The organism is Peribacillus sp. JNUCC 23, from assembly GCF_053653995.1.
Genome location: NZ_CM132202.1, coordinates 2944204 through 2969139, shown reverse-complemented (window position 1 = coordinate 2969139; position 24936 = coordinate 2944204). Strand labels below are relative to the sequence as shown.

The 24936-nt window shown below is 39.6% G+C and carries 27 protein-coding genes; 25 read left to right on the top strand and 2 right to left on the bottom strand.

From position 1 onward, the window contains the following. Nucleotides 1–126 precede the first annotated feature (126 nt). Nucleotides 127–1008, top strand: coding sequence for a patatin-like phospholipase family protein (locus JNUCC23_RS14330; RefSeq protein WP_454212037.1), 882 nt, complete (start codon nucleotides 127–129; stop codon nucleotides 1006–1008). Nucleotides 1009–1345: 337 nt separating this feature from the next. Here the strand turns inward: JNUCC23_RS14330 and JNUCC23_RS14325 are convergent, their stop codons facing one another. Together JNUCC23_RS14325 and JNUCC23_RS14320 are read right to left on the bottom strand one after the other, a co-directional pair. Next, the gene (locus JNUCC23_RS14325; protein WP_403070178.1) at nucleotides 1346–1711 is read right to left on the bottom strand and encodes an SA1362 family protein; all 366 of its coding nucleotides are present in this window, start codon (nucleotides 1709–1711) and stop codon (nucleotides 1346–1348) included. Between the two features lie 97 nt (nucleotides 1712–1808). Then, nucleotides 1809–2759 (bottom strand): DUF1385 domain-containing protein, encoded by a 951-nt coding sequence (locus tag JNUCC23_RS14320; RefSeq protein WP_454212035.1) that lies wholly within the window; start codon nucleotides 2757–2759, stop codon nucleotides 1809–1811. A 454-nt stretch (nucleotides 2760–3213) separates the two neighbouring features. Here JNUCC23_RS14320 and JNUCC23_RS14315 point away from each other — a divergent pair, with 454 nt between their 5' ends. From JNUCC23_RS14315 to recN, 24 genes are all read left to right on the top strand, one after another. Beyond that, a complete protein-coding gene (locus JNUCC23_RS14315; protein ID WP_062178110.1) occupies nucleotides 3214–3729 on the top strand; it encodes a YqhR family membrane protein in 516 nt (171 codons plus the stop codon). Between the two features lie 92 nt (nucleotides 3730–3821). Further along, entirely contained in the window at nucleotides 3822–4259 is a 438-nt protein-coding gene (aroQ, locus tag JNUCC23_RS14310) for a type II 3-dehydroquinate dehydratase (protein ID WP_403070184.1), read from the top strand. A gap of 58 nt (nucleotides 4260–4317) precedes the next feature. Then, nucleotides 4318–5379, top strand: coding sequence for a M24 family metallopeptidase (locus tag JNUCC23_RS14305; protein ID WP_062178116.1), 1062 nt, complete (start codon nucleotides 4318–4320; stop codon nucleotides 5377–5379). A gap of 18 nt (nucleotides 5380–5397) precedes the next feature. After that, entirely contained in the window at nucleotides 5398–5955 is a 558-nt protein-coding gene (gene efp, locus JNUCC23_RS14300) for an elongation factor P (RefSeq protein ID WP_403070188.1), read from the top strand. A gap of 275 nt (nucleotides 5956–6230) precedes the next feature. Beyond that, a complete protein-coding gene (gene spoIIIAA / locus JNUCC23_RS14295) occupies nucleotides 6231–7160 on the top strand; it encodes a stage III sporulation protein AA (RefSeq protein WP_062178123.1) in 930 nt (309 codons plus the stop codon). Then, complete coding sequence (gene spoIIIAB / locus JNUCC23_RS14290) at nucleotides 7153–7668, top strand: stage III sporulation protein SpoIIIAB (protein WP_454212032.1); 516 nt, start codon at nucleotides 7153–7155, stop codon at nucleotides 7666–7668. The genes spoIIIAA and spoIIIAB overlap by 8 nt, the downstream gene beginning before the upstream one ends. A gap of 19 nt (nucleotides 7669–7687) precedes the next feature. Then, nucleotides 7688–7891 carry a stage III sporulation protein AC gene (spoIIIAC, locus tag JNUCC23_RS14285; RefSeq protein ID WP_028391742.1) on the top strand — a complete coding sequence of 68 codons (204 nt, stop codon included), beginning with the start codon at nucleotides 7688–7690 and terminating at the stop codon, nucleotides 7889–7891. A gap of 12 nt (nucleotides 7892–7903) precedes the next feature. Next, complete coding sequence (gene spoIIIAD, locus JNUCC23_RS14280; protein WP_157279403.1) at nucleotides 7904–8293, top strand: stage III sporulation protein AD; 390 nt, start codon at nucleotides 7904–7906, stop codon at nucleotides 8291–8293. Nucleotides 8294–8328: 35 nt separating this feature from the next. Further along, nucleotides 8329–9522: a stage III sporulation protein AE gene (gene spoIIIAE, locus JNUCC23_RS14275; protein ID WP_403070198.1), complete on the top strand. Its 1194-nt coding sequence runs from the start codon at nucleotides 8329–8331 to the stop codon at nucleotides 9520–9522. 12 nt (nucleotides 9523–9534) lie between these two features. Next, nucleotides 9535–10146, top strand: coding sequence for a stage III sporulation protein AF (spoIIIAF, locus tag JNUCC23_RS14270; RefSeq protein WP_454212029.1), 612 nt, complete (start codon nucleotides 9535–9537; stop codon nucleotides 10144–10146). Nucleotides 10147–10150: 4 nt separating this feature from the next. Beyond that, the gene (gene spoIIIAG, locus JNUCC23_RS14265) at nucleotides 10151–10810 is read left to right on the top strand and encodes a stage III sporulation protein AG (RefSeq protein ID WP_062178139.1); all 660 of its coding nucleotides are present in this window, start codon (nucleotides 10151–10153) and stop codon (nucleotides 10808–10810) included. A 14-nt stretch (nucleotides 10811–10824) separates the two neighbouring features. Further along, nucleotides 10825–11400 (top strand): SpoIIIAH-like family protein, encoded by a 576-nt coding sequence (locus JNUCC23_RS14260; RefSeq protein WP_403070207.1) that lies wholly within the window; start codon nucleotides 10825–10827, stop codon nucleotides 11398–11400. Between the two features lie 410 nt (nucleotides 11401–11810). Next, nucleotides 11811–12302, top strand: a complete 492-nt coding sequence (accB, locus tag JNUCC23_RS14255) for an acetyl-CoA carboxylase biotin carboxyl carrier protein (RefSeq protein ID WP_454212026.1) — start codon at nucleotides 11811–11813, stop codon at nucleotides 12300–12302. A gap of 13 nt (nucleotides 12303–12315) precedes the next feature. Continuing rightward, nucleotides 12316–13668 (top strand): acetyl-CoA carboxylase biotin carboxylase subunit, encoded by a 1353-nt coding sequence (accC, locus tag JNUCC23_RS14250; RefSeq protein WP_062178149.1) that lies wholly within the window; start codon nucleotides 12316–12318, stop codon nucleotides 13666–13668. Between the two features lie 27 nt (nucleotides 13669–13695). Next, complete coding sequence (locus JNUCC23_RS14245; protein ID WP_062178152.1) at nucleotides 13696–14109, top strand: Asp23/Gls24 family envelope stress response protein; 414 nt, start codon at nucleotides 13696–13698, stop codon at nucleotides 14107–14109. A 453-nt stretch (nucleotides 14110–14562) separates the two neighbouring features. Next, entirely contained in the window at nucleotides 14563–14955 is a 393-nt protein-coding gene (nusB, locus tag JNUCC23_RS14240; protein WP_062178155.1) for a transcription antitermination factor NusB, read from the top strand. Nucleotides 14956–15068: 113 nt separating this feature from the next. Then, nucleotides 15069–15932: a bifunctional methylenetetrahydrofolate dehydrogenase/methenyltetrahydrofolate cyclohydrolase FolD gene (folD, locus tag JNUCC23_RS14235; RefSeq protein ID WP_062178158.1), complete on the top strand. Its 864-nt coding sequence runs from the start codon at nucleotides 15069–15071 to the stop codon at nucleotides 15930–15932. A gap of 476 nt (nucleotides 15933–16408) precedes the next feature. After that, nucleotides 16409–17764 (top strand): exodeoxyribonuclease VII large subunit, encoded by a 1356-nt coding sequence (gene xseA / locus JNUCC23_RS14230; RefSeq protein ID WP_403072056.1) that lies wholly within the window; start codon nucleotides 16409–16411, stop codon nucleotides 17762–17764. After that, entirely contained in the window at nucleotides 17757–17987 is a 231-nt protein-coding gene (locus tag JNUCC23_RS14225; RefSeq protein WP_028391730.1) for an exodeoxyribonuclease VII small subunit, read from the top strand. The genes xseA and JNUCC23_RS14225 overlap by 8 nt, the downstream gene beginning before the upstream one ends. 2 nt (nucleotides 17988–17989) lie before the next feature. Then, nucleotides 17990–18883 (top strand): polyprenyl synthetase family protein, encoded by an 894-nt coding sequence (locus tag JNUCC23_RS14220; protein ID WP_062178163.1) that lies wholly within the window; start codon nucleotides 17990–17992, stop codon nucleotides 18881–18883. A 427-nt stretch (nucleotides 18884–19310) separates the two neighbouring features. Next, nucleotides 19311–21203, top strand: coding sequence for a 1-deoxy-D-xylulose-5-phosphate synthase (dxs, locus tag JNUCC23_RS14215; protein ID WP_062178168.1), 1893 nt, complete (start codon nucleotides 19311–19313; stop codon nucleotides 21201–21203). Nucleotides 21204–21207: 4 nt separating this feature from the next. Next, nucleotides 21208–22047: a TlyA family RNA methyltransferase gene (locus JNUCC23_RS14210; RefSeq protein ID WP_403070220.1), complete on the top strand. Its 840-nt coding sequence runs from the start codon at nucleotides 21208–21210 to the stop codon at nucleotides 22045–22047. Between the two features lie 185 nt (nucleotides 22048–22232). After that, nucleotides 22233–22682, top strand: coding sequence for a transcriptional regulator AhrC/ArgR (ahrC, locus tag JNUCC23_RS14205; protein ID WP_062178174.1), 450 nt, complete (start codon nucleotides 22233–22235; stop codon nucleotides 22680–22682). Between the two features lie 25 nt (nucleotides 22683–22707). Beyond that, nucleotides 22708–24429: a DNA repair protein RecN gene (recN, locus tag JNUCC23_RS14200; protein ID WP_454212021.1), complete on the top strand. Its 1722-nt coding sequence runs from the start codon at nucleotides 22708–22710 to the stop codon at nucleotides 24427–24429. Nucleotides 24430–24936: the final 507 nt, after the last annotated feature.

The window sequence follows — 24936 nt, the reverse complement described above, 5'->3', positions numbered from 1 at the left end:
GGAATGTATGTTCGTTTTATTGTAAGTCGGATGTACAAATCCATCATTTAATCAAAAGAAACAGTAATAAAATCCTCAGCTCCGGATTAAAAATGTAACAAGACCGGATGATGGGGGAGGACTTCAATGATTATTGATGGGGTATTTTCCGGTGGTGGAATTAAGGGGTTTGCTTTAGTTGGAGCCGTTCAGGTGATGGAAGAACAAGGGTTTGTCTTTAAACAATCTGCAGGAACGAGTGCAGGGTCAATCATTGCGGCTTTACTGATAGCTGGGTATACGGGTGAGGAAATGAAAGAAATTTTGAATGAAACGAATATTGAAGAGCTATTGGATCCACGGAGAATCTTACCTATTCCATTTGTGAAATGGCTGATGCTGTATCGGAAAATGGGATTATTTAAAGGGGATGCACTTGAAAAATGGATTGCAGCTAAGCTTGCTAAGCGCGGCATTGTTACGTTTGGCGATATTCCATATCAATCATTACGGATTATTGTAAGTGATATTACGAATGGACAGTTAGCGGTATTGCCAGATGATCTTGATAAGTATGGCGTAAATCCACTTGAATTTCCAGTTGCAAAAGCTGTGAGGATGAGTTGTAGCATTCCTTATTTTTTTGAGCCAGTTAAATTAAAATGGCGTCAGTCGAGCAGTTTATTTGTAGATGGCGGGATTTTAAGTAATTTTCCGATGTGGCTATTTGAAACTGAAGAAGGTAAGAAAACGCGTCCAGTTATCGGAATGAATCTAAGAGGGGATGGGCTTGGCAAAAAAGTAGATGAAATCAATAACGCTGTGGAAATGTTTGCAGCACTTTTTAAAACAATGAGAGATGCACACGATTCTCGATATATATCGAAAAAAGTAGCCCAAAATATCTTGTTTATTCCGATGACGGGGATATCGGCTACTGATTTTCATTTAACGGAAGACAATAAAGAGATGTTAGTTGAGCGAGGGAGAAAGTGTGCAGAGACTTTTTTAAAAAGCTGGACGTATTAATTTTCTATAATGTGTGTTCAAAAAGGAGGATAAAAAGAGCCGAGAAGTTCGAGGAGCGTATCTCGAGAGGGTCGGACTTGCATAGGATGTGCTGACTTCTGTGTTGTGCACAGGACGTGCGCGGTTTAACAGAAAGGTCATTTATGAGCTTTGAAGCAATGCGCAAGCATTTTTACCGGACTATTTGAACATCCGCTATAAAACTCAAAGAGCATCTTTCCCAACTAAAACGATAAAAAAGGTTCAGATTTTCAAATTGAATCACTATGAAGGGCGGTGCGGAGCTGATTTTGCGAAGCCCGCACCTTATCTATAGAAAAAGAAAAAATCGGACTGCTTAAAAATGCGCCCGATTTTTCTTTTTATTTTTTTTACCTTCAATCACGGTCAAATGGATATCAGATTTCTTTCTGATTCGATTTTTCTTTGTTGAGTTTGCAGCTTTTGAAAAACTAGTGATATTGCTTTTACTCTTTGTTCTTTTCTTTGTCTTTCTGGCAGCTTTCTTAAAAGCTCTTTGCCCGGCATTCCCATGTTTGTCTTGTGTAATCATGCGATATATGAAAAAGATAGCGCAAGCAATAACGATCATGACGATGATATTTCGCAAAAAACCAACTGGATCATTTACGACTTTGGCAAATAACCCGAAAATTCCCAAGGCGATGATTCCGTAAATTATATAAGACAATGAACGATTCAACAAAGACACCTCCTTAAGAGCATCATGAGCAAATCTAAGTCATTTTAAACGCCCGAAGGAAAATTAATTTTCCTGTCATGGGATATTCTCTTAAACTTTACACGATATCTTCGTTTTTTAAATCTTGTTCAGTACGACTTTCCAATTTCATCAACTCGTTAAAGGAAGCAAGTGCCACTTCAACTTGTGTGTCATCAGGCTCTTTCGTTGTCAGCAATTGCAACCATAATCCAGGGTACCCTAAATAACGAAGCACAGGTACATCTCTTAATTTATTCGTAAGCTGAAGAACTTCGAAAGATATTCCGAGGACGACTGGAATTAAGGCAATTCGACTGACGACTCTTGACCAAAGCGGTTCAGTTGGTACAAACATATAAACAAAGATGCCAACAACGACTGTGAAAAGAATGAAGCTACTGCCACAACGGTAATGAAGCCGAGAAGAAGCTTGAACGTTTTCAACACTTAGAGGCTTACCACTTTCGAAGCAGTTGATCACTTTGTGCTCTGCACCGTGATACTGAAATACTCTCTTGATCAGCGGCGTTAAGGATACAAAATAAATATAGACAAGTAATAGAAGTAGTTTGAAAGCTCCTTCCACTAAAATTTGGGAAGTATGACTTTGGAAAATCGGTCGAGTTAGCTCAGCTAAAAACATGGGAACTAGCGTGAAAATAAACTTACCAAACAGAAAGGAGATGATTCCGATGGCAGCGACACCTAGCCACATTGCAAGCTTAGATTCTTTTTTTGACTCATTTACTTTTCCGGGTTCTTCTGGTGCATCTTCTTCAAATTGCTCGGTTGAAAAATTTAAGTGTTTAGATCCGGTAGCGCTCGAGTCAATAATCGCCACAATACCGCGCAGAAACGGAATTTTTTTAAAACGTTGCAGGAGGGGCTTGCTTTGTCGCGGCAGGTGATAGTAGTCAATGGTTGAATCTTTCCGGCGTACGGCTGTTACGGTATGATGTTTGCCGCCAAACATAACCCCTTCAACAACGGCCTGCCCGCCATATGCAGGTTTTTTTGTATCAGACATTGTAGACACCAACTTATCCTTATATTTACTGGTTTTTCATCTAGTGTTACTCTCTTATTCATGTATGAACAGGTCGCTCTATTTATGAAGTAATATGGTAAATAAACCTGTTATTGATTGATAAGATCAAACATCCTTCTAAGAAGAAACTCCACGCATTTTGATGTTCTCTTAATCATACAAAACTAACCAGTTTTTTGCAATAACGACGTGCTTATAATGAAAGAAAAAAATGCTTGGTCAATACCCTGAAAAATAACGGTGGCATTGAATGGGCGCTTAACAACAAATCTCTGCTAAAATCGGTCATTTCCAATCCAAGTCCAATTATGAGACCTTCACGCATAGGCTGATATACACCAGATGGAAAAAATCCATTTTGAGCCTGCGAATTAAAAATGCGGAAATGATTCCATCGCTTATGGGACATACTAGTAACGGAGGTGTTATGTGTATGTCGAATAGACCGAAACAAGTGAACGGCGTCGTATACCATGAATCAATCTTAAGGGATGTTTTTGTTATTGGCGTATATGGAGGTTTCCTTTGGTGTGCGGTCGGACTTGTTGCTGCTTTTTTTCATTTTATGGATGTTAGTCCAAAGTTTATTTTTACATCTTGGTCAAATGCTGCTTGGATTCATACTTGGCTTGGGGCAGTGGTGACTCTCATTATTTATAGTATTGTATCCATTGTTTTTGCGTACCTGTACTATGCCCTTTTTCGTAAAGTGAATCATATTTCTGCTGGGATTGTGTACGGAGCTCTTTTATGGCTTATTTTTATCCTGATCCTTCAACCGATCTTTCCTGACCTGCCTTCTTTTTCAAAAATGACAGCAGATACAGGGATTACAAGTATATGTTTATTTATCTTATATGGGGTATTTGTAGGGTATTCAATTTCTTATGAATATGGGGAACTACAAAGGGCGTTAAATAGGGATAAATCTGAGGAGGAGACGAGCTGAAATTTGTAAAAGGTAGTAAGATAATTCGCAATTATGATAGAATATGGATGGTGAGCACTAAAAGGTAGTTGGAGTTAAGGGGGGAGTGGGACATGGGGAAAATTTTGTTAATAAATGGGCCTAATCTAAATAGGCTGGGTAAACGGGAACCTAAGCATTATGGAAAAGTGACATTACGTGATGTGGAGAAGAGTGTTGCGGACTTGGCTGATGAGTTGAAGCTTGAACTAAGCTGTTATCAGTCTAATCATGAAGGGGATATTATCGATAAACTACACTGGGCAGAGGATGCCGGTTTTGCAGGGATTATTATCAATCCTGGAGCATTTACACATTATAGCTATGCAATTCGTGATGCAATAGCAGGAATTGATGTTCCAGTTATCGAAGTACATATATCTAATATCCATGCACGGGAAAGTTTCCGTCATGTTTCTGTAACAGCCCCAGTCACAGCTGGACAAATTGTCGGTTTAGGTGTCAAAGGCTATCTACTTGCCTTAAGAGCCATCGAAACGATAATAAAGTGAAACTTTCCCTCAGTGGGGGGCTTACTGTCCATTAAAGCAGGATAAAGGAGAGATAGTTATGGAGAAACTAGAGAGATTCCGCTCACAATTGGCTAAAAAAGGCGTGGATGGCTTTTTAATTACGAGTACATACAATCTGCGCCATATGACGAATTTTACCGGAACCGCAGGTCTTGCTTTGATATCAGCAAATGAAGCGAAATTTATTACAGACTTCCGCTATGTGGAGCAAGCAGGTAATCAAGCGACTGGGTACGAGGTTGTTCAGCACAAAGGGACGATCATCGAGGAAGTGGCTAATCAAGCGAAGAAGATGGGGATTAAACAACTTGGTTTCGAGCAAGACCATATGACATTTGCGACATTTAAAGCATATGAAGCTTTAGTAAATGCCCAACTTGTACCTGTATCAGGGATGATCGAGAATTTACGCTTGATAAAGACTTCTTCAGAGATTAATATATTAAAGGATGCTGCTGCGATTGCAGATGCTGCATTTACACATATTGTTGAATTTATTCGTCCTGGGATATCCGAGCTGGACGTTTCAAATGAACTTGAATTCTTTATGAGAAAACAAGGTGCCACTTCTTCATCCTTTGATATCATCGTGGCTTCTGGGAAAAGATCGGCTCTGCCACATGGTGTTGCAACAGATAAAATCATTGAAAACGGTGATTTTGTCACGCTTGATTACGGTGCTTATTATAACGGGTATGTATCAGATATTACGCGCACACTTGCAGTTGGAGAACCAGCTGCAGAGCTAAAAAAAATCTATGATATTGTTTTAGAAGCACAGTTACGGGGTATGGCTGGAATTAAACCAGGCATGTCTGGAAAAGAAGCGGATGCCCTTACTCGAAACCTCATAGCTGAGAAAGGCTTTGGTGAGTATTTTGGCCATTCAACGGGACACGGCATTGGGCTTGAAGTGCATGAAGGTCCTGCGCTTTCTCTCAAATCCGAAACAATTCTTGAACCAGGAATGGTTGTAACTTGTGAGCCGGGAATATATGTGCCTGGTTTAGGCGGTGTTCGTATTGAAGATGATACGATCATTACAGTGGAAGGTAATGAAGCATTAACACATTCAACAAAAGAATTAATTATTTTATAAGCAAGCAGGAGGAAAAAAATGATCTCAGTTAATGATTTTAAAACAGGTTTAACCATTGAAGTAGATAATGGCATTTGGCAAGTTATGGAATTCCAACACGTTAAACCAGGTAAGGGCGCTGCATTTGTTCGCTCTAAGCTTCGTAATCTTCGTTCTGGAGCTGTTCAAGAAAAAACATTCCGTGCTGGTGAAAAAGTAGCAAAAGCACATATTGAAAACCGTAAAATGCAATATCTTTATGCAAGTGGAGATGTTCATGTTTTCATGGACAACGAATCGTATGAACAAATTGAGCTTCCAGAAACAAATATCCAATATGAGCTTAAATACTTAACAGAAAACATGGAAGTACATGTTATGACTTTTGGAACAGAAACGCTTGGTGTTGAGCTTCCAAAAAACGTAACGCTTGAAGTAGCGGAAACAGAACCAGGAATTAAAGGTGATACATCTTCTGGTGGAACGAAATCAGCTACACTTGAAACGGGTCTAACTGTACAAGTGCCATTTTTCATTAACCAAGGCGACAAGTTAATTATTAATACAACTGAAGGATCTTATGTATCTCGTGCATAAGGCTTAATGTGGGTGTCTTAAAAGGGTCAGACCACGCACACAATACACAGTTCATTGAACTGTATATTGTGTCGCGGGGTCTGACCCTTTTTGTTATCCCGTATTAACGGGCAGTAAAACCCCCACTGATTGAAGTTTCACTTCATGGAATATCTTTTTAATTTTTTTAAAAGTGTGGCGTAAGTTAATAAGAGTTATCTCCAATTCTTGTCATAAATTCATGAATCAAACATACATTTTAACAAATGATTAGCTGTAAATAGGAGGTTTCGGGCATGGATACGGTGTATACTCTATTGCCGAAGAAATTGGAGGAGCAATTTAGGAAAATTCCACTGTCAATGGCAAATAAAGTTGAAGAACTACGGATTCGAATTGGACGACCTCTTGAAGTGATTATCGAAGGTAGACCAACCTTTTTACCATATTTGGTTCATGATGAAGACGCTAAGCAGCTGCTTCATCATATTAGTAAATTTTCTTTATATGCTTTAGAAGAGGAATTAAAACGAGGGTATATCACAGTAAGTGGTGGTCATCGAATTGGACTTGCAGGTAAGGTTATTCTTGAAAATGGAGCGGTAAAAGCGATCAGAGATGTGTCGTCCTTTAATATTCGAATTGCGAGACAGAAAATTGGGACGGCAGAGAAATTGATTCCAAGTCTATACACTGACGAATGGCATCATACGATCATCATCGGTGCTCCTCAAACAGGAAAGACGACGCTTTTACGTGATATAGCAAGAATTATTTCAACTGGATGTGAAAGCAGAAATATCCCACCTAAGAAAGTCGGTATCGTTGACGAGCGTTCTGAAATCGCCGGGTCCGTTCGGGGGGTGCCCCAGCTTGATTTTGGGCCGCGGGTGGACGTGCTTGACGGATGTCCAAAGGTTGAAGGAATGATGATGCTCATTCGTTCCATGTCGCCAGATGTGTTAATCGTTGACGAAATCGGTCGCCCTGAGGACACGGCTGCGGTGTTGGAGGCGGTTAATGCAGGAATTAAGCTCGTGATCACTGCACATGGACGAACATTGGCTGATTTAAAAAAACGTCCGTATATGGCACAAATCCTTAATCAACACATATTTGAACGCTATATCGAATTAAATAGAAGAGATAAATCTGGCTGGGGCTGTAAGGTCCTTGATGAGACAGGAAATGCTGTCCCGACATTGGAAGTGTCAAAGAATGATTAAGTTCATTGGTGCAGCGCTCATCGTATTAGCTACAACCTGGGTCGGGTTTGAATTAGCCCGTGTGTTAAGACAAAGACCAAGAGAATTACGACAGCTTAAGTCAGCGCTTCAGTCTCTGGAAGCGGAAATCATGTATGGACAAACACCGTTAACGGAAGCTGCTTTTAAACTTTCTAAGCAATTGCCAAAGCCTCTATCCCATTTTTTTGAAAGCTTTGCTGACAAGCTGTCAGGTGGTGAAACGACAGTAAAGACTGCTTGGGAAACGAGTTTAAAACGAGTATGGAAACAACTTGCCCTTAAGCAAGGTGAATACGAAATACTTGTCCAATTCGGTGAGACGCTTGGTCAGCATGATCGTCTTTCTCAGCAGAAACAGATTCAATTGGCCATGATTCATTTGGAAAGAGAAGAAAGTGATGCCACAGACCGTCAAAATAAGTATGAAAAGATGATGAAGAGCTTCGGCTTTTTATCGGGTGTGTTGATAATCATTTTGCTGTTGTAGCAGGAATGGAGGGCCTTAAATGGGCTTAGATGTAGATATCATATTTAAAATTGCAGGTGTTGGCATAGTTGTTGCATTTCTCCATACCATTTTGGATCAAGTCGGAAAAAAGGAGTATGCGCAGTGGGTTACTCTTTTTGGTTTTATCTATATTTTGTTTATGGTGGCCAGCATCGTTGAAAATTTATTTCAAAAAATTAAATCTGTGTTTCTTTTCCAGTAGGAGGGATCGGCCATTGAAATCTTAAAAATTGTCGGGATCTCACTTATCGCCACTTTTTTAGCACTTATTGTAAAAGAACAAAAACCGAATTTTGCCTTTTTACTAGTTGTTTTTACTGGCTGTGCCATTTTTCTCGTTCTCGTTGACAAAATATACGAAATAATTACAATGCTCGAGAAGCTCGCCGTAAATGCAAATGTCAATATGGTGTATTTAGAAACTATTTTAAAAATTATCGGGATCGCCTATATCGCTGAATTTGCTGCCCAGATTACAAAAGATGCCGGCCTTGGTTCAATCGCTTCAAAGATTGAGCTAAGCGGAAAAATTCTAATTCTAGCCATGGCTATCCCGATTTTGACAGTCATCATCGAAACAATCATTCAATTGATACCGAGCTGACAGGTAGACACCTGCGGCAATTATGAGGTGAATCTATGAAGCAGCGAACGTTCTACTTTTCCTTCTTGTTAATCGCTCTCTTTTTTATGCATAGTGATGCGGTACTTGCCTCAGAAACTAGTCAGGAAATGGATGTTCTTCAATCCGATTTGGTACAAGCTCAGATGGATCGGCTCGGTGTCGAAGAGCTGCAGGGATTTTGGGATAGTATTGTCACGGAATATGGTGGTTTTTTGCCGGAAAGTCAAAAAGGGAGTTTTATGGATTTTGTCAGCGGTGAGAAGAAATTTTCCTTTTCAGAATGGATGAAAGGGATTGGAAAATTTGTTTTTCATGAGCTTCTAGTGAATGGTAAGCTGCTCGGATCGCTCATCTTGTTAACCGTATTCAGCATGTTTTTACAAACACTCCAAAATGCGTTTGAACAAAGCACGATTAGCAAGGTAGCCTATTCCATTGTCTATTTAGTGTTAATTATCCTTGCGCTGAATAGCTTTCATGTAGCCATTCAATATACCCAAGAAACGATTGATACGATGATTGCCTTTCTAATGGCACTGCTGCCGTTACTCCTTGCTTTGATTGCTAGTTCTGGCGGGGTACTATCAGCAGGATTTTTCCATCCCATTCTTCTATTTTTAATGAATTCAAGCGGTGTATTAATTCAATATGTTGTATTACCGCTGCTTTACCTATCTGCTGTTTTAAGTGTAGTCAGTACGATGACCGAACAATACAAAGTAACACAACTTGCACAGTTATTGCGAAATTGGGCAATTGGTCTACTAGGCGCTTTTATGACTATCTTTCTTGGCGTTATTTCCGTACAAGGCGTTACGACGGCTGTTGCAGATGGCGTGAGCATTCGGACAGCGAAATTCGTGACAGGCAACTTTATTCCGGTTATCGGTAGGATGTTCACAGATGCGGCTGACACGGTTATTAATGCGTCAGTGCTCTTGAAAAATACAGTTGGCATGGCAGGCGTTATTATATTGCTCTTCATCATCACATTTCCAGCATTAAAGATATTAATGCTTTCTTTTATTTATAAATTAGCAGCAGCATTATTACAACCGCTTGGCGGAGGTCCTGTTATTAAATGTTTGGATATTATTAGTAAAAGCATGATTTATATTTTTGCAGCACTTGCGATTGTATCGATGATGTTTTTCCTCAGCGTTACCGTTATCATTGCTGCTGGTAATATTACTTTGATGGTTCGGTAGGGAGGGGAATCTATGGAATTTATTACGAGCTGGGTTACAAATATTATCGTGTTTGTCCTCCTTGCGACTGTCATTGATATGCTACTTCCGAATTCGGCCATGCAAAAGTATGCAAAGATGGTTATCGGTTTACTGCTGATTGCTGTGATTATCTCGCCGATTCTAAAGCTATTTCAATCAGACTTTGATGATCTATTGAAGATTGCAACGAGTTCAATTGATGAAAAAACAAATCATCAGGTAGAAAATTCAACAGAATTGAAGAAAAAAGAAATACAAGCCGTACAGGATGCATATATTTTAAAACAAATGGCTGTCGATATGAGGACAGGGGTGGAAGAGGAGTTGATGGATCAATATAAAATGGAAATTCAGTCATTGAATCTCGAAGTAAAAAACAAAGATCAGCCTAGCCTTCCGGATGATTTACAAAAAATTTCAATCGTCTTGCAGCAGACAAAAGATCAGACAGCGTCGGTTGAAGTGGTTGCTAAAGTAGACATAGACACGAAACAATCATCGCAGAAATCGTCTAGCGACTTGGATCATATTAGAGGGTTCCTTGCTGCAAAGTGGGCGGTAGACGAAGAAATCATCGAATTTGCCGGAGAAAGGGGTGGCTAACAAATTGAAAAATGATAAAGGTCCGTTATCATGGCTGAAAAACCTTTTTAAGCAAACGAATGGTGAAGAGGAAAATAAAGAGAAGAAACCTTCTAAGTATGCCTATGTATTGACTGTTCTTTTATTAGGAGTCGGCATCATGATGGTGAGTAGCTTGCTTACAAATAAAGAGTCGAAAAATGATGCTGTTACAACATTTAATCAAACAAACTCCCAAAGTAAAGAGGTAGAGACGTTTGGAAAGGCTGAAAATCAGTTTACTTCTGTAAACGACTACGAAAAATACTTGCAGAATGAAATGAAAGGAGCACTTGAATCAATAGCGGGTGTTTCAGATGTTAAAGTTGTGATCTATGTCGATGCTTCTGAGAAAAAAGTGTTTGAAAAAAATAAAGTAACGCAAAAACAAGAGACTGTGGAGACGGACCAGGAAGGTGGTAAGCGAGAGGTCGATGACACATCTATTGACGAACAGCTTGTTATTCTCAAAAGCGGCGATAAAGAGGGGCCAATCGTTGTCGAGACGAAGAAACCGAACGTAAGCGGAGTGCTCGTCGTTGCCAAAGGTGCTGAAAATATCCAAATTAAGAAATGGATCATTGAAGCTGTTACAAGAGCATTGGATGTACCGAGCCACCGAGTTTCGGTTATGCCTAAAAAATAAGGGGGATTCTTACCATGTTATTAAAAAAACAAACTGTTTGGCTGTTAACTATGTTAAGTTTGGTCGTTGTACTTTCGGTGTATTATTTGACTGGTCCAGATCAGAATGGATCTAATGTAGCAATTTCACAGGAAGAAAAGGACAAACAGAGTACTGAAACAACAAAACCAAAAGCGGAAACGGCTAAAGTTTCTGACAAGGAAGTGCCAAAGGTCGCCATCTCTTCATCAGATGATGAGTTCGAGGCATTACGTCTTAATATTCAAGATGAGCGAAGTAAAATAAGAGAAGATCTCACAAATAAAATGGGTGACACAAGTCTTTCAGCGGAAGAAAAAAATCAGGCTGTCGAAGCTAATAATAAAATTAGTGAAACAGCAACGACAGAACAAGTGTTAGAATATGAAATTATGCAGCTGAATTACCCGGCAGCTTTAGTACGCATTGATGGAAGCAAAGTGGACGTCACAGTTAAAACAGACGAAAAATTGACAGCGTTAGAAGTGGCAGACATCATGGAGATCGTAAACACCGAAATCGATGATGTAGAAGATGTGGCGGTTGAATTTAAATTAAATGAAGGGAAATAGTGGAAAGAGGGAGTCTTTAATCGGACCCCCTCTTTTTCTTATATGTTAACCAACAAAATCAAAGGTAATCAATGATAAAGCGCTTTCTTTAAAATGAAAAAAATTTCACATTTATTGTGATAAGATGTAAGATAGAAGAACGCCAAAAGAAAAGTCGTAAGCATCACTAAAACATTTATTGAATTCACACTACGAATTATCGTATGATATTAGTAGTTGGTCATAATGATTTTTTTGATACAGCAATGGAAAGCGTGGGCTAATCCGGTAGGTATTTGGATATTTATTTCAGAAGTCTTTGCTTTTTATCCCGCATTACCGGGCAGTAAGCCCCCCACGGATTGAAGTTTCACTTTATAATCATTCAAAAAACTTAACTATTACAATAAAATAAGACAAGGGGTGCCAAGATGTTGAAGGTACAAGAAATTCGAGAGATTATTAAATTGGTCGATCAATCTAGCATTAATGAATTTGTTTTTGAACAAGAAGGAACGAAAATTAAATTGAAAAAGACTACACAGGAACAAGCTACACCAGTTGTTTATCAAGCTGCACCTGCTGTCCAATCTGTTGCAGCTATGCAAGCGGCAGAGGTTGCACAAGAAGCACCAAAACAAGCTGAACGTGTAACTGACACACAAGCAAGCAATCAAGAAAATTTACATAAAATTACATCACCGATGGTTGGATCATTTTATGCTTCGCCATCACCAGAAGAAGGGCCATATGTGAAAATTGGATCAAAAGTAGGAAATGACTCAATTGTATGTATCGTTGAAGCAATGAAGCTCTTTAATGAAATCGAAGCGGAAGTGAGCGGTGAGATCGTCGAAATACTTGTCCAAGACGGCCAATTAGTGGAATACGGTCAACCGTTATTTTTAGTAAAGCCGGAATAAGGAGCTGTTTTCAATGATTGAAAAAGTATTAATTGCAAATCGAGGAGAAATTGCTGTTCGGATTATTCGGGCATGCAAGGAAATGGGAATCGAAACCGTTTCAGTGTTCTCAGAAGCAGACCGTGAAGCTCTTCATGTCCAGCTTGCAGACGAATCATACTGCATTGGCCCGACAGCTTCAAAGGATAGCTATTTAAACGTTACGAATATTATTAGCATTGCAAAGAAAACGGGCTGTGACGCTATTCACCCTGGTTATGGATTCTTAGCGGAAAATGCTAATTTTGCAGAGCTTTGCCGAGAGTGTAATGTCATCTTCATCGGACCATCCCCTGAAGCTATTTCGAAAATGGGGACGAAGGATGTAGCGAGGGAAACGATGCGAATAGCAGGCGTACCAATCGTGCCGGGATCTACAGGAATTATTAAAGACTCGGATGAAGCGATTGCCCTTGCTGAAAAAATTGGGTATCCAGTCATCATTAAAGCGACAGCAGGTGGTGGTGGAAAAGGGATTCGAGTTGCTAGAACAGAAGAAGATTTATTGAATGGGATCAGAATCACCCAGCAAGAAGCGTTAACAGCATTCGGAAATTCTGGCGTATATATTGAAAAATTTATTGAAGATTTCCGACATGTTGAAATCCAGGTGATGGGAGATACACATGGCAATGCCATTCACTTTGGTGAACGAGACTGTTCGATCCAAAGACGTCTCCAAAAGCTAGTAGAAGAAACTCCATCTCCTGCGGTTGACTCAGAGATGCGCGAGGAAATGGGAACAGCGGCAGTAAAAGCTGCTCTTGCCGTCAATTACTCCGGAGCAGGTACGGTTGAGTTCATTTATGATTACAAAAACCGTAATTTCTACTTTATGGAAATGAATACTAGAATTCAGGTGGAACATCCGGTGACAGAAATGGTAACTGGTGTTGATTTAATCAAAGAACAAATTCTAGTAGCATCAGGGGAGAAATTGTCATTATCTCAAGAAGATGTGCAATTTAACGGCTGGGCAATCGAATGCCGGATTAATGCTGAAAATCCTGAAAAGAATTTTATGCCTTCTGCTGGGAAGATTCAAATGTATCTTCCGCCAGGCGGAAATGGCGTACGTATTGATTCTGCTGCGTACCCAGGATATGTAATTCCACCATATTATGATTCAATGATCGCGAAGTTAATTGTTCATGCTCCTACACGCGCTGAGGCCGTTGACAAGATGAGACGTGCGTTAGAGGAATTTGTGATAGAAGGAATTCACACAACCATTCCTTTCCACAGCAAGCTTATGCAACACGAACAATTTGTTTCTGGAGAGTTTAACACAAAATTCCTTGAATTATATGAGGTAATGGATTCATAATGGAAAAATACAGGAGGTGCTTTGAAAATGAGTGAAATGGAACAAATGCTTGAAGTGAACGATACCTACAATGGATTAGGTAAAGTGGAAATTTCTCCTGATGTTATTGAAGTTATTGCTGGTATTGCCGCTAGTGAGGTTGAAGGTGTTGCGCATATGCGCGGGAACTTCACCACGGGTGTTGTCGAAATGCTTGGGAAGAAAAGCCACGGAAAAGGTGTCAAGGTAGATCTTGCAGACGATGGCATTAAGGTAGACTTATATTGTGTCATGAAGTTTGGCGTATCCATTCCAAAGATCGCACAGGAAGTTCAAGATAATATTCGTCAAGCTCTACTGAACATGACAGCCCTCGAAACTTCCGAAGTGAATATTCATGTTGTCGGTATTCAATTTGAAACTGCATCAAAACAAGAAAGTGAAATTGAGCAAGAAATGTAAGGATAAAGAGAGCCCGGCATTTAGCCGGGTTTTTGCGTGAAAAAAACTCTTTTTACACGAAAGAGTTTAAATCTTTAAAAGTTGAGACATACAAAGAATAGAAGTTTCACTTTACCCCGCATTAACGGACAGTGGCGTCTGCAAACTAGTTTTAGTGTAAAGAAATGAGAAGAACTTGAAGTGAGTAAACTGTCCGTAAATGCCCTATTGGTTCAACTAACCCTCAGTGGAAACCCACCACTGAGGGAAGTTTCACTTTAACTCAATCTTATTTTCTGTTAGAGTGTTACATATGTGATTTTTTATGATAAAAATTAGCACAAGTTCCACCATAAAGGTTAGATTCATTTCTTTTTGAAGATAAAACTTAATATTTATGGTGATTTAGTTAATTAATGTTCGTATGTGCTGCGATTTTCATATATAATAGTCGATATAAAAGGAGTCAATTTTATGAAAAGAAGAACTGCCCGTGAAAAAGCCTTACAGGCCATATACCAACTTGAGATTGGTAAGGGAGAAATTCAAGATGCTCTAAATAGTGTTTTGGACGGACGTCCGAGTGATGAATATCTTGAAATGTTAGTAAAAGGAACACAAGAAAACAAAGAAGAGATTGATGAAACAATTTGTGCTAATCTCGACAATTGGAAGATTGAACGATTGGCAAATATTGATCGGAACTTGCTTCGCATCGCTGTGTACGAAATGATTTACAGTGATCAGGTTCCAGTCAATGTTGCTATGGATGAAGCAATTGAAATCGCAAAAGTCTTCGGTGATGATCAATCAAGCCGCTTTGTAAATGCAGTTCTGTCAAAAGTTAAAACTCAGCTTAATAAATAACCAGTGCATCGCATACATGCTAGGGAAGACTATTTATTTTCGGGTCAAGCGGCTAAAATCATTCTCACCTTAAGACAGTCGATTTCTTAAGCTAACTTTGGAGGGTGATGAATGTGTCAGGGAAAATTATTGATGGAAAAGAAATTGCTCAATCTGTAAGAAATACGCTTCGTGAGGAAGTGGACCAGCTTCGTAGTAAAGGAACAATTCCAGGTCTTGCAGTTATACTTGTTGGTGATAATCAAGCTTCGAAAACGTATGTAGCGAATAAGCAAAAAGCTTGTGCCGAAATTGGCATACATTCTGTTTTAGTTGAATGTCCAGCGACATTGTCCCAACAAGAATTACTTACTAAAATTGATGAGTTGAATCATGATGATACCGTTCATGGAATTTTAGTACAACTACCTCTTCCAGCTCATATCCAAGAAAAGGATATCATTGAAGCCATTTCGCCTGAAAAGGATGTCGATGGGTTCCATCCTATTAACATCGGACGAATGATGACTGGTCAGGATGCGTTTTTGCCTTGCACACCATATGGAGTTATGGTGATGCTTGAGCATATCGGCTGTGAAATTGCAGGTAAGCATGTCGTTGTTGTAGGAAGAAGCAATATCGTCGGAAAGCCGGCAGGTCAATTGTTTCTGAATAAAAGTGCGACGGTTACGTATTGCCATTCAAAAACGAAAGATCTTGCCTATCATACAAAGCAAGCTGATATACTGGTCGTTGCTGTCGGTAAGAGAGATACCATCACGGCTGCTCATGTTAAGGAGGGTGCAGTTGTTATTGATGTTGGTATGAATCGGAATGAAGAAGGCAAGCTATGTGGCGACGTTTCTTTTAACGAAGTAAGAGAAGTTGCCTCATATATTACCCCGGTTCCAAAAGGCGTTGGTCCAATGACGATTGCTATGCTTTTGGAAAACACTGTTAAATCAGCTAAGAAATCGATTACCCTACAAGATGCATAAATAGCAATTTCCATCAGTGGTGAAAACCATCCCACTGATGGAAATTTCACTAATATCCCGGTTTAACAGGCTGTAATATCCCTACACTCATTCTTACACGAGAGTAAAATAGCTAGCTAGTGATAAACAGCCTGTAAAACCCCGATTGGTGAGATATAGTGAAACTTACCGATGCGTAAGCGGAGGTTTAGTTGAACTAATCGGGTTCGTAGTGTCGCTTTTATCGAAGCGTAAGCGGAGATATTAGCGACAGTAGAACGGGACTAACCATTAGCGCAAAACTTTGGCTAATGGAAGTTTCACTTTATGAAGAAGCTGTCACTTGTTCTATAATGGCAAATGATAGCTTTTTTGTTTTATAATAAAAGTATAGGATAATTAATTCCGAGGGTAAGCGCTAAAAATAGTAAGTAGAGGGCATGAACGGCAAAAAAACATAACAGAGCGCGTGCACTTTTTTAGATAAGGAGAAAATGATGGAAGAGCAAAGATATTTAAGTGTTTCGGCTGTGACGAAATATATTAAGCGTAAATTTGATGCGGATCCTCATTTACAAAATGTATACATAAAAGGAGAAATATCGAATTTTAAGCAGCATTCAAGCGGACATATGTATTTTACGATTAAGGATGAGAAAGCAAGAATACTTGCAGTGATGTTTTCTGCCCATAATAAGAATATGAAGTTTATTCCAGAAAATGGGATGAAAATCTTGGTGAGAGGCGATATTTCTGTATTCGAACAAAGCGGGCAATACCAGTTGTATGTCAAGAGCATGTCACCTGATGGAGTAGGTGATTTATATTTAGCCTATGAGCAGCTGAAGAAGAAACTCGAAACGGCAGGATTATTTTCTTCTCAACATAAGCAACCACTTCCGAAATACCCTCATGCAGTCGGTGTTATTACTTCACCAACTGGGGCTGCTTTGCGGGATATTTTGACTACGATTAAAAGAAGATATCCAATTGCTAAAATCATCATATACCCGGCGCTTGTTCAAGGAACGAATGCACCTAAATCAGTCGCTAAAGCGATTTCCGAAGCGAATTCACGTAAAGAGGTTGAAGTTCTTATTGTCGGGAGGGGAGGAGGCTCCATTGAAGAGCTCTGGGCGTTTAATGAAGAAATTGTCGCAGAATCGATTTATGACTCTGATATTCCGATTATTTCGGCTGTTGGACACGAAACGGATTTTACGATTGCGGATTTTGTAGCAGACTTGCGTGCACCAACACCAACTGGAGCTGCTGAAATGGCCGTTCCACATCTTCAAGAAATTTACGAACGGCTCTGGAACCAAAAGAATAGGCTGACAAGGACGATTCATGAACAAGTGAATGTTGAACAAACAAAGCTGTCGCGACTGGCAAAATCTTATGCTTTTCGTTATCCTAAAAAAATGTACGAGCAAAAAGTCGAACAATTGGACCGGGCGTCGGAACGATTAAAACGCGAGAGCACCAAATATTTTCAAAAGAAAAACGAGATGCTCGAAAATACATTAGCCCAATTAATAAAACAGCATCCAAACCAACAGTTAGCGATTGCAGCGGATCGGTTAACCAATAGCGAAAAAATGTTGAATCGGCTTATGCAAACAGTTTTAAAAGGGCACACCCAAAGATTTGTCTCAGTTACTACAACATTATCTGCCTTAAGTCCGCTTAAAATTATGGAACGGGGCTATGGTCTGATTTTTACAGAAGAAGAAACACTTGTTAAAAGCAGATCACAAGTAGTGGTCGGAGATCATATCGATGTGAAGATAACCGACGGAACCTTGCATTGTAAAGTAGAAAAAATAGAGGAGCGAAAAGATAATGAGTAAAGAAAAAGAGTTGACTTTTGAGCAGGCAATGGAAGAACTTGAACAAGTTGTTGAGAAATTAGAAGAAGGCGACGTACCTCTTGAAGAAGCAATCTCCATCTATAAAAAAGGAATGGACCTATCTAGACTTTGTCATACAAAATTGAAATCTGTTGAAGAACAATTGACGCAAATACTTAGGGAAGATGGCGAACTTGAAGAATTCGCAGTAGAGGAGGAATAGACATGAATGCAACGTCATTTCATACGTTTTCAGAAACATACAAACAACTCATTGAAACAAAGGTGATTGAATATGTTGAAGAGTTAAAAGCGCCTGATAACTTAAAAGCAGCAATGGCTTATTCTTTGAAAGCAGGCGGGAAAAGAATACGTCCTTTACTTGTTTTGGCCGTATTAGATGCATTTGCGAAGGATGTGAACGCTGGAGTCCCGGCTGCAGCTGCGATTGAAATGATTCATACCTATTCTTTAATCCATGATGATCTGCCAGCGATGGACGATGATGATTTACGTCGCGGTAAACCAACCAATCATAAAGTTTTTGGTGAAGCGACGGCGATTCTCGCAGGTGATGCATTACTTACATATAGCTTTCAACTTATTGCCAACACGGAGCATCCTTGCGTGACATCAGACATGAAGCTCAATTTAATCCTTGAAATCGCTAAAGCGGCGGGAGCTGAGGGGATGGTTGGCGGTCAAGTAGCTGATATGGAAGGCGAGAACAAACAGCTATCACTAGAAGAGCTCCAATATATTCATGAACATAAAACAGGCAAGTTGTTAATGGCATCTGTCCTTTCAGGAGCGATTTTATCTAGTGCAAGTACCGAACAGCTTCTTGCACTTAAACGGTTTTCCTATCATCTAGGGCTGGCTTTTCAAATCCGAGATGATATTTTAGATATTGAAGGCTCAGAAGGAGAAATTGGTAAACCTGTTGGCAGTGATTCAGCGAACAACAAGAGCACGTACCCTTCATTGCTTACTTTAGAAGGGGCAAAGGTAAGGCTCGCAGAACATATCAAAATGGCGCATGAAGAGTTGGAAAAAACTCAATTGGATACATCTCTTCTTAATGAAATAACGGATATGATTGCAAAGCGTAAATCCTAAGACGACAACAATTGTTAGGAAATTCTATTTGTGTTATACTTTTGTTGTTTAACTGGCGTATCTTATTGAAAATCGGTATAATATGATGGAATTAACAGCCGCCGAAATCAGAAGGTATCGGCGGCTATTTTTGAAGAGATTTGCAGAAATTTGCTGAATAATGACAGCTGTTATAGTGCGTGTTTAAAAAGGAGGATAAAAAGAGCCAAGAAGTTCGAAAAGCGACTGTCTCAAACCTTGCGTGTGTGAGGACCGGACTTGCACAGGATGTGCGCGGTTTTAACAGAAGGTCATTCATGAGCTTTGAAGCAATTTGCAAGCTTTTTTACCGGACTTTTTGAACATCCTCCTTTAGTAATTAAATTAGAATTTTCCAGCGATAGGTCTCTGATAAGACCTGGAAATAACAGAAAGTGAGTGATCCAATTTGGATCTTCTATCTATAAAAGACCCATCTTTTTTAAAAGCGATGAATAATGAAGAATTAAAAGAATTAAGTGCCGATATTAGAAAGTTTTTAATAGAGAAATTATCGATTACCGGTGGACACCTAGGTCCGAATCTTGGAGTGGTTGAACTGACCATTGCGTTACATAAGGAGTTCAACAGTCCACAAGATAAATTTTTGTTTGATGTTGGCCACCAGTCTTATGTTCATAAAATCCTAACAGGACGCGCTTGTCAGTTTGATACATTAAAAAAATACAAAGGGCTTTGCGGCTTCCCGAAAATGAACGAAAGTGAGCATGATGTTTGGGAAACAGGTCATAGCTCAACATCTCTTTCTGGAGCAATGGGAATGGCTGCAGCGCGCGATTTAAAAAAAGAAAAAAACTTTGTGTTGCCTATTATCGGTGACGGTGCTTTAACAGGTGGGATGGCACTTGAAGCACTTAACCATATCGGTCATGAAAAGAAAGATATGATTGTCATCTTAAACGATAATGAAATGTCGATTGCCCCAAACGTTGGCGCCTTGCATTCCGTACTCGGAAGGCTGCGTACGGCTGGAAAATATAATTGGGCGAAGGATGAGCTGGAATTATTACTTAAGAAAATACCAGCAGTCGGTGGGAAAGTCGCTGCTACAGCTGAGCGTATTAAAGATAGCCTAAAGTATCTGTTAGTTTCAGGGGTATTTTTTGAAGAGTTAGGATTTACTTACTTGGGACCTGTGGATGGTCATAACTTTGATGAATTATTCGAGAATTTTCGTTATGCTAAAAAAACAAAAGGCCCTGTCCTTTTACACGTAATTACGAAAAAAGGGAAAGGATACTCTCCTGCTGAATCTGATACAATCGGAAACTGGCATGGAACAGGACCTTATAAAATTGAAACGGGCGATTTTGTTAAAACAGCGACAACAGCCCCTGCATGGAGTTCACTTGTTAGTGAAACGGTAAGGAAACTCGCTCGTACAGACGAACGAATTGTTGCGATTACACCGGCTATGCCGGTCGGTTCTAAATTAGAAGGCTTTGCAAGTGAATTTCCAGAACGAATGTATGATGTAGGCATTGCTGAACAACATGCAGCAACCTTTGCAGCAGGACTTGCAACGCAAAAAATGAAGCCGTTTCTTGCGATTTATTCTACTTTCCTACAGCGTGCCTACGATCAAGTGGTTCACGATATTTGCCGGCAAAACCTGAACGTCTTTTTTGGAATCGATCGAGCAGGTTTAGTCGGAGCAGACGGGGAAACACATCAAGGTGTGTTTGATATCGCCTTTATGCGTCATATTCCGAATATGGTCTTGATGATGCCGAAGGATGAAAATGAAGGCCAGCATATGGTTAATACAGCAATGAAATATGATGATGGTCCGATTGCAATGAGATTTCCACGCGGAAATGGGTATGGTATTCCGATGGACGATTCTTTACAAGAAATCCCGATTGGAACTTGGGATGTGTTAAAAGAGGGTAGAGATGCTTGCGTGTTAACATTTGGTACAACGATTCCAATGGCAATGGAAGCAGCAGAGTTGTTAGAGAAACAAGGGTATTCCGTTAAGGTCGTGAACGCACGATTTATTAAACCACTGGACAATGACATGATGCATCAATTACTTGAGCAGAAGATGCCGATTTTAACGATTGAAGAAGCTGTTCTTCAAGGCGGCTTTGGTAGTGCGGTGATTGAATTTGCTCATGAGCATGGATATCATGGAGCAATTATTGACCGAATGGGCATTCCTGACCGTTTCATTGAACATGGCAGTGTGGATCAATTACTTGCAGAAATCGGCATGACAGTAGAAGAAACGGTGCGGAACATCAAACGAATTACACCGAAAAAGCAAAAAAGGGCTTGAATGAATGAAACTGAAAAAAGAAAGACTTGATATTTTACTTGTTGAATCTGGGCTGGCAGAGACTCGGGAAAAAGCAAAACGAATGATTATGGCGGGCCTTGTTTATGGAAATGAGGAAAGATTAGAGAAACCGGGTGAAAAGGTTTCAACTGATTTAGTACTTACTATCAAAGGGAAGGTCATGCCTTATGTATCCAGAGGTGGGCTAAAGCTAGAGAAAGCGTTGAAACAGTTTGATTTATCTGTTGAAGGAAAAGTACTGCTTGATATTGGAGCTTCAACAGGAGGATTCACTGACTGTGCCCTACAAAATGGAGCGCAAATGTCTTACGCACTTGATGTGGGTTACAATCAGCTCGCCTGGAAGCTAAGGCAAGATGAGAGAGTGAAGGTAATGGAAAGAACAAATTTCCGCTACGTCACACCTGCTGACCTTGATGGGGAAATGCCTAATTTTGCGAGCATTGATGTTTCATTTATCTCGCTTACATTGATCTTACCTGTCTTGAAAACATTATTGGTGGCTAATAGTGATGTTGTCGCTCTTGTTAAGCCTCAATTTGAGGCAGGCAAGGATCAAGTAGGTAAAAAAGGAATTGTTCGTGATGTAAAAATTCATCGTGAGGTTATGGATAAAATTATTCATTTCGCTCAAGGTGAGGGATATGATATTAATGACGCTTCTTTTTCTCCGATTAAAGGTGGCGAAGGGAATATCGAATTCCTTTTGCATCTTAAGTGGCAAGGTGAAAAAGATCAAGGTGAGAATTTCTTGAAGCAGTCGGTTGAAGAAATTGTTCAAAATGCTCATCAAGAATTAAAACAAACGAAAACTGATGAATGAGTAGGAGAGCTCCTGATGCAGTAAAACTGTTGACGGAGCTTTTTTTACAGATACTTATTCAAATAAATGCTTTCGAATACAAGAAAAAATTGTACAAATTCAACTAAATCCGCTAACATTATTTATATAATAAATATTCGCCGTCCAAGTGAATTGGACTGCTAACTTAGAGGTGCTTTAAATAGATGAACAAAGGTCAACGACATATAAGGATTCGAGATATCATCACGAATAATGATATAGAAACGCAAGATGATTTAGTGGATGCGTTGAAAAATGCTGGCTTTTCTATCACGCAAGCGACGATTTCAAGAGATATTAAGGAACTGCATCTCGTGAAAGTACCGCTAATGGATGGTAGATACAAATACAGTCTACCTGCAGACCAGCGCTTTAATCCGCTTCAGAAATTAAAACGAATGCTGATAGATGCATTTGTCAAGATTGATTCGGCGAGCCATTTTCTCGTATTAAAAACCTTGCCAGGTAATGCTCAGGCAATAGGTGCCTTAATTGATCATTTAGATTGGGAAGAAATATTAGGGACGATTTGTGGCGACGATACATGCTTAATCATTTGCCGTACTCCAGAAGATACTGAGGAAATTTCTAATCGATTTTTAGACATGCTCTAATGAAGACAAAAGAGGTGATGAGAGTTTGTTAACAGAACTTTCAATAAGAAACTTTGCAATTATTGAAGCCCTTTCAGTTTCGTTAGAGAAGGGCTTGACTGTTTTAACAGGAGAAACGGGTGCTGGTAAATCGATCATTATCGATGCGATTCACCTGTTAGTTGGCGGTAGAGGATCTGCAGAGTTTATTAGACATGGGGAAAAAAAAGCGGAAATTGAAGGGTTATTTCAAATTGACGACGAACTCCATCCGGTTTATCAAAAAGCTTCGGAATTAGGGATCGAGATTAGCGATGGAATGATCGTGCTGCGCCGAGATATGTCAACAAATGGTAAAAGTGTCTGCAGGGTAAATGGCAAACTTGTGACGATAGCACTGCTACGTGAAATTGGTAGAACGCTGATCGATATTCATGGCCAGCATGAACATCAAGAACTGATGGATGAACGTCTTCATCTGCAACTGCTCGATCAATTTGGCGGAGAAAGAATTGCCAAGGCACTAGGGGAATACCAAAAGCTCTATAAAGAATATGATCATGCGATGAAACAACTACAGAAATTAAGCCAAAACGAACAACAAATGGTTCATCGTTTGGATTTAATTCAATTTCAATTTGATGAAATTCAGCGAGCGAATTTAAAGTTAAATGAGGATGAAGAGCTGTCTGAAGAAAGAAAGAAAATCAATAACTTTGAAAAAATTCATGAGGCCCTGCAAACCAGCTATTTAGCATTATCGGGGGAGCAAAGAGGGCTTGATTGGCTATCTGTTGCGATGAATAACCTTGAAGAGGCCGCAGATCTTGATGAGACGGTTAAAACCATTACAGAGCCAGTCTCGAATAGTTATTACGTTCTTGAAGATGCAATTTCTTCTATTCGTGAACAGCTTGATGCTCTTGAATATGACTCAGAACGTCTAGATTTTATTGAAAGTCGCTTGAATGAAATTAATCAGCTGAAACGGAAATATGGGGGCACGATTGAAGAGATTGTTGTATACGGTGCCGCAATTGAAGAAGAAATTGAAACACTTTTGAATCGTGAAACCCATATCACTAAGCTTGAGTCACAAATAAAATCAGTAAAGGCTGATTTGTTATTAGAAGCCAAAAACGTAAGTGAACTACGTGAAAAATATGCCAGACAACTGACAAAGAAAATACAACAGGAATTAAAAGAACTTCATATGCAAAAAACGGTATTTGAAGCTCATTTCCATCACACAGCTTTTTCGTTTAGTGAAGGGGACTCCTCTACAATTGGACGTAACGGATTGGATGAGATGGAGTTTTATATTAGCACGAATCCTGGAGAACCACTAAAGCCATTGTCTAAAATTGCTTCAGGCGGAGAATTATCGCGTATTATGCTTGCGTTAAAAAGTATTTTTTCCAAGCATCAAGGGATTACATCGATTATTTTTGATGAAGTGGACACAGGGGTCAGTGGTAGAGTAGCCCAATCCATTGCTGAAAAAATCTATAAAGTGGCCATTGATTCACAAGTACTTTGTATTTCTCACTTACCACAAGTCGCTGCAATGGCAGATACGCACCTTTATATAGCAAAAAATATTAAGGCAGGCAGGACGAATACATCTGTTCATCCATTAAAGTATCCCGACAAGGTAAAGGAAATTGGTCGAATGATTTCTGGTGTTGAGATTACCGATTTAACCAAACAACATGCTGAAGAACTTTTACAACAGACGGAGAAAATTAAACAGATTGCTGGGGTATAGTCTTATCCCGGTTTAACAGGCCGTAATATCCCCACCTCAATTATTGTGTAAGAATAGGTGGTGACAAACAGCCTAATCTAGTTGCGGCTCCTAGCCCGTCTGAGGTCATAAGTTGTAATACTCTGTGGCAAACTGCACCACGCCGTATTCCATCTTATGCTTGTCGGGGCTGGGTAGTTGCCTCGCTTTTTGAAGTAAACCCAGATTGGTGAAATACAGTGAAACTTACCTTTGTGGTTTTCTCAAAGGGATAGTTGAGCCGCAGGGTGTGAGTCACACAGACGAAGACATGGGGACGCGGCGTACTTAGTCTGTGATTCATTGAACCTTAATTCGTAGTGTCGCTTTATCGAAGCGGTAGTTTGCGATTTAGCGCCACTAGAACGGGACTAACCATTAGCGAAAAGTCACCGATAATGGAAGTTTCACTTTATTCGTAATTTCACAATATTTTTCATTGAAAAGCTATCCAAAAACGGATAGCTTTTATTTTTGCCCAGAGTTATA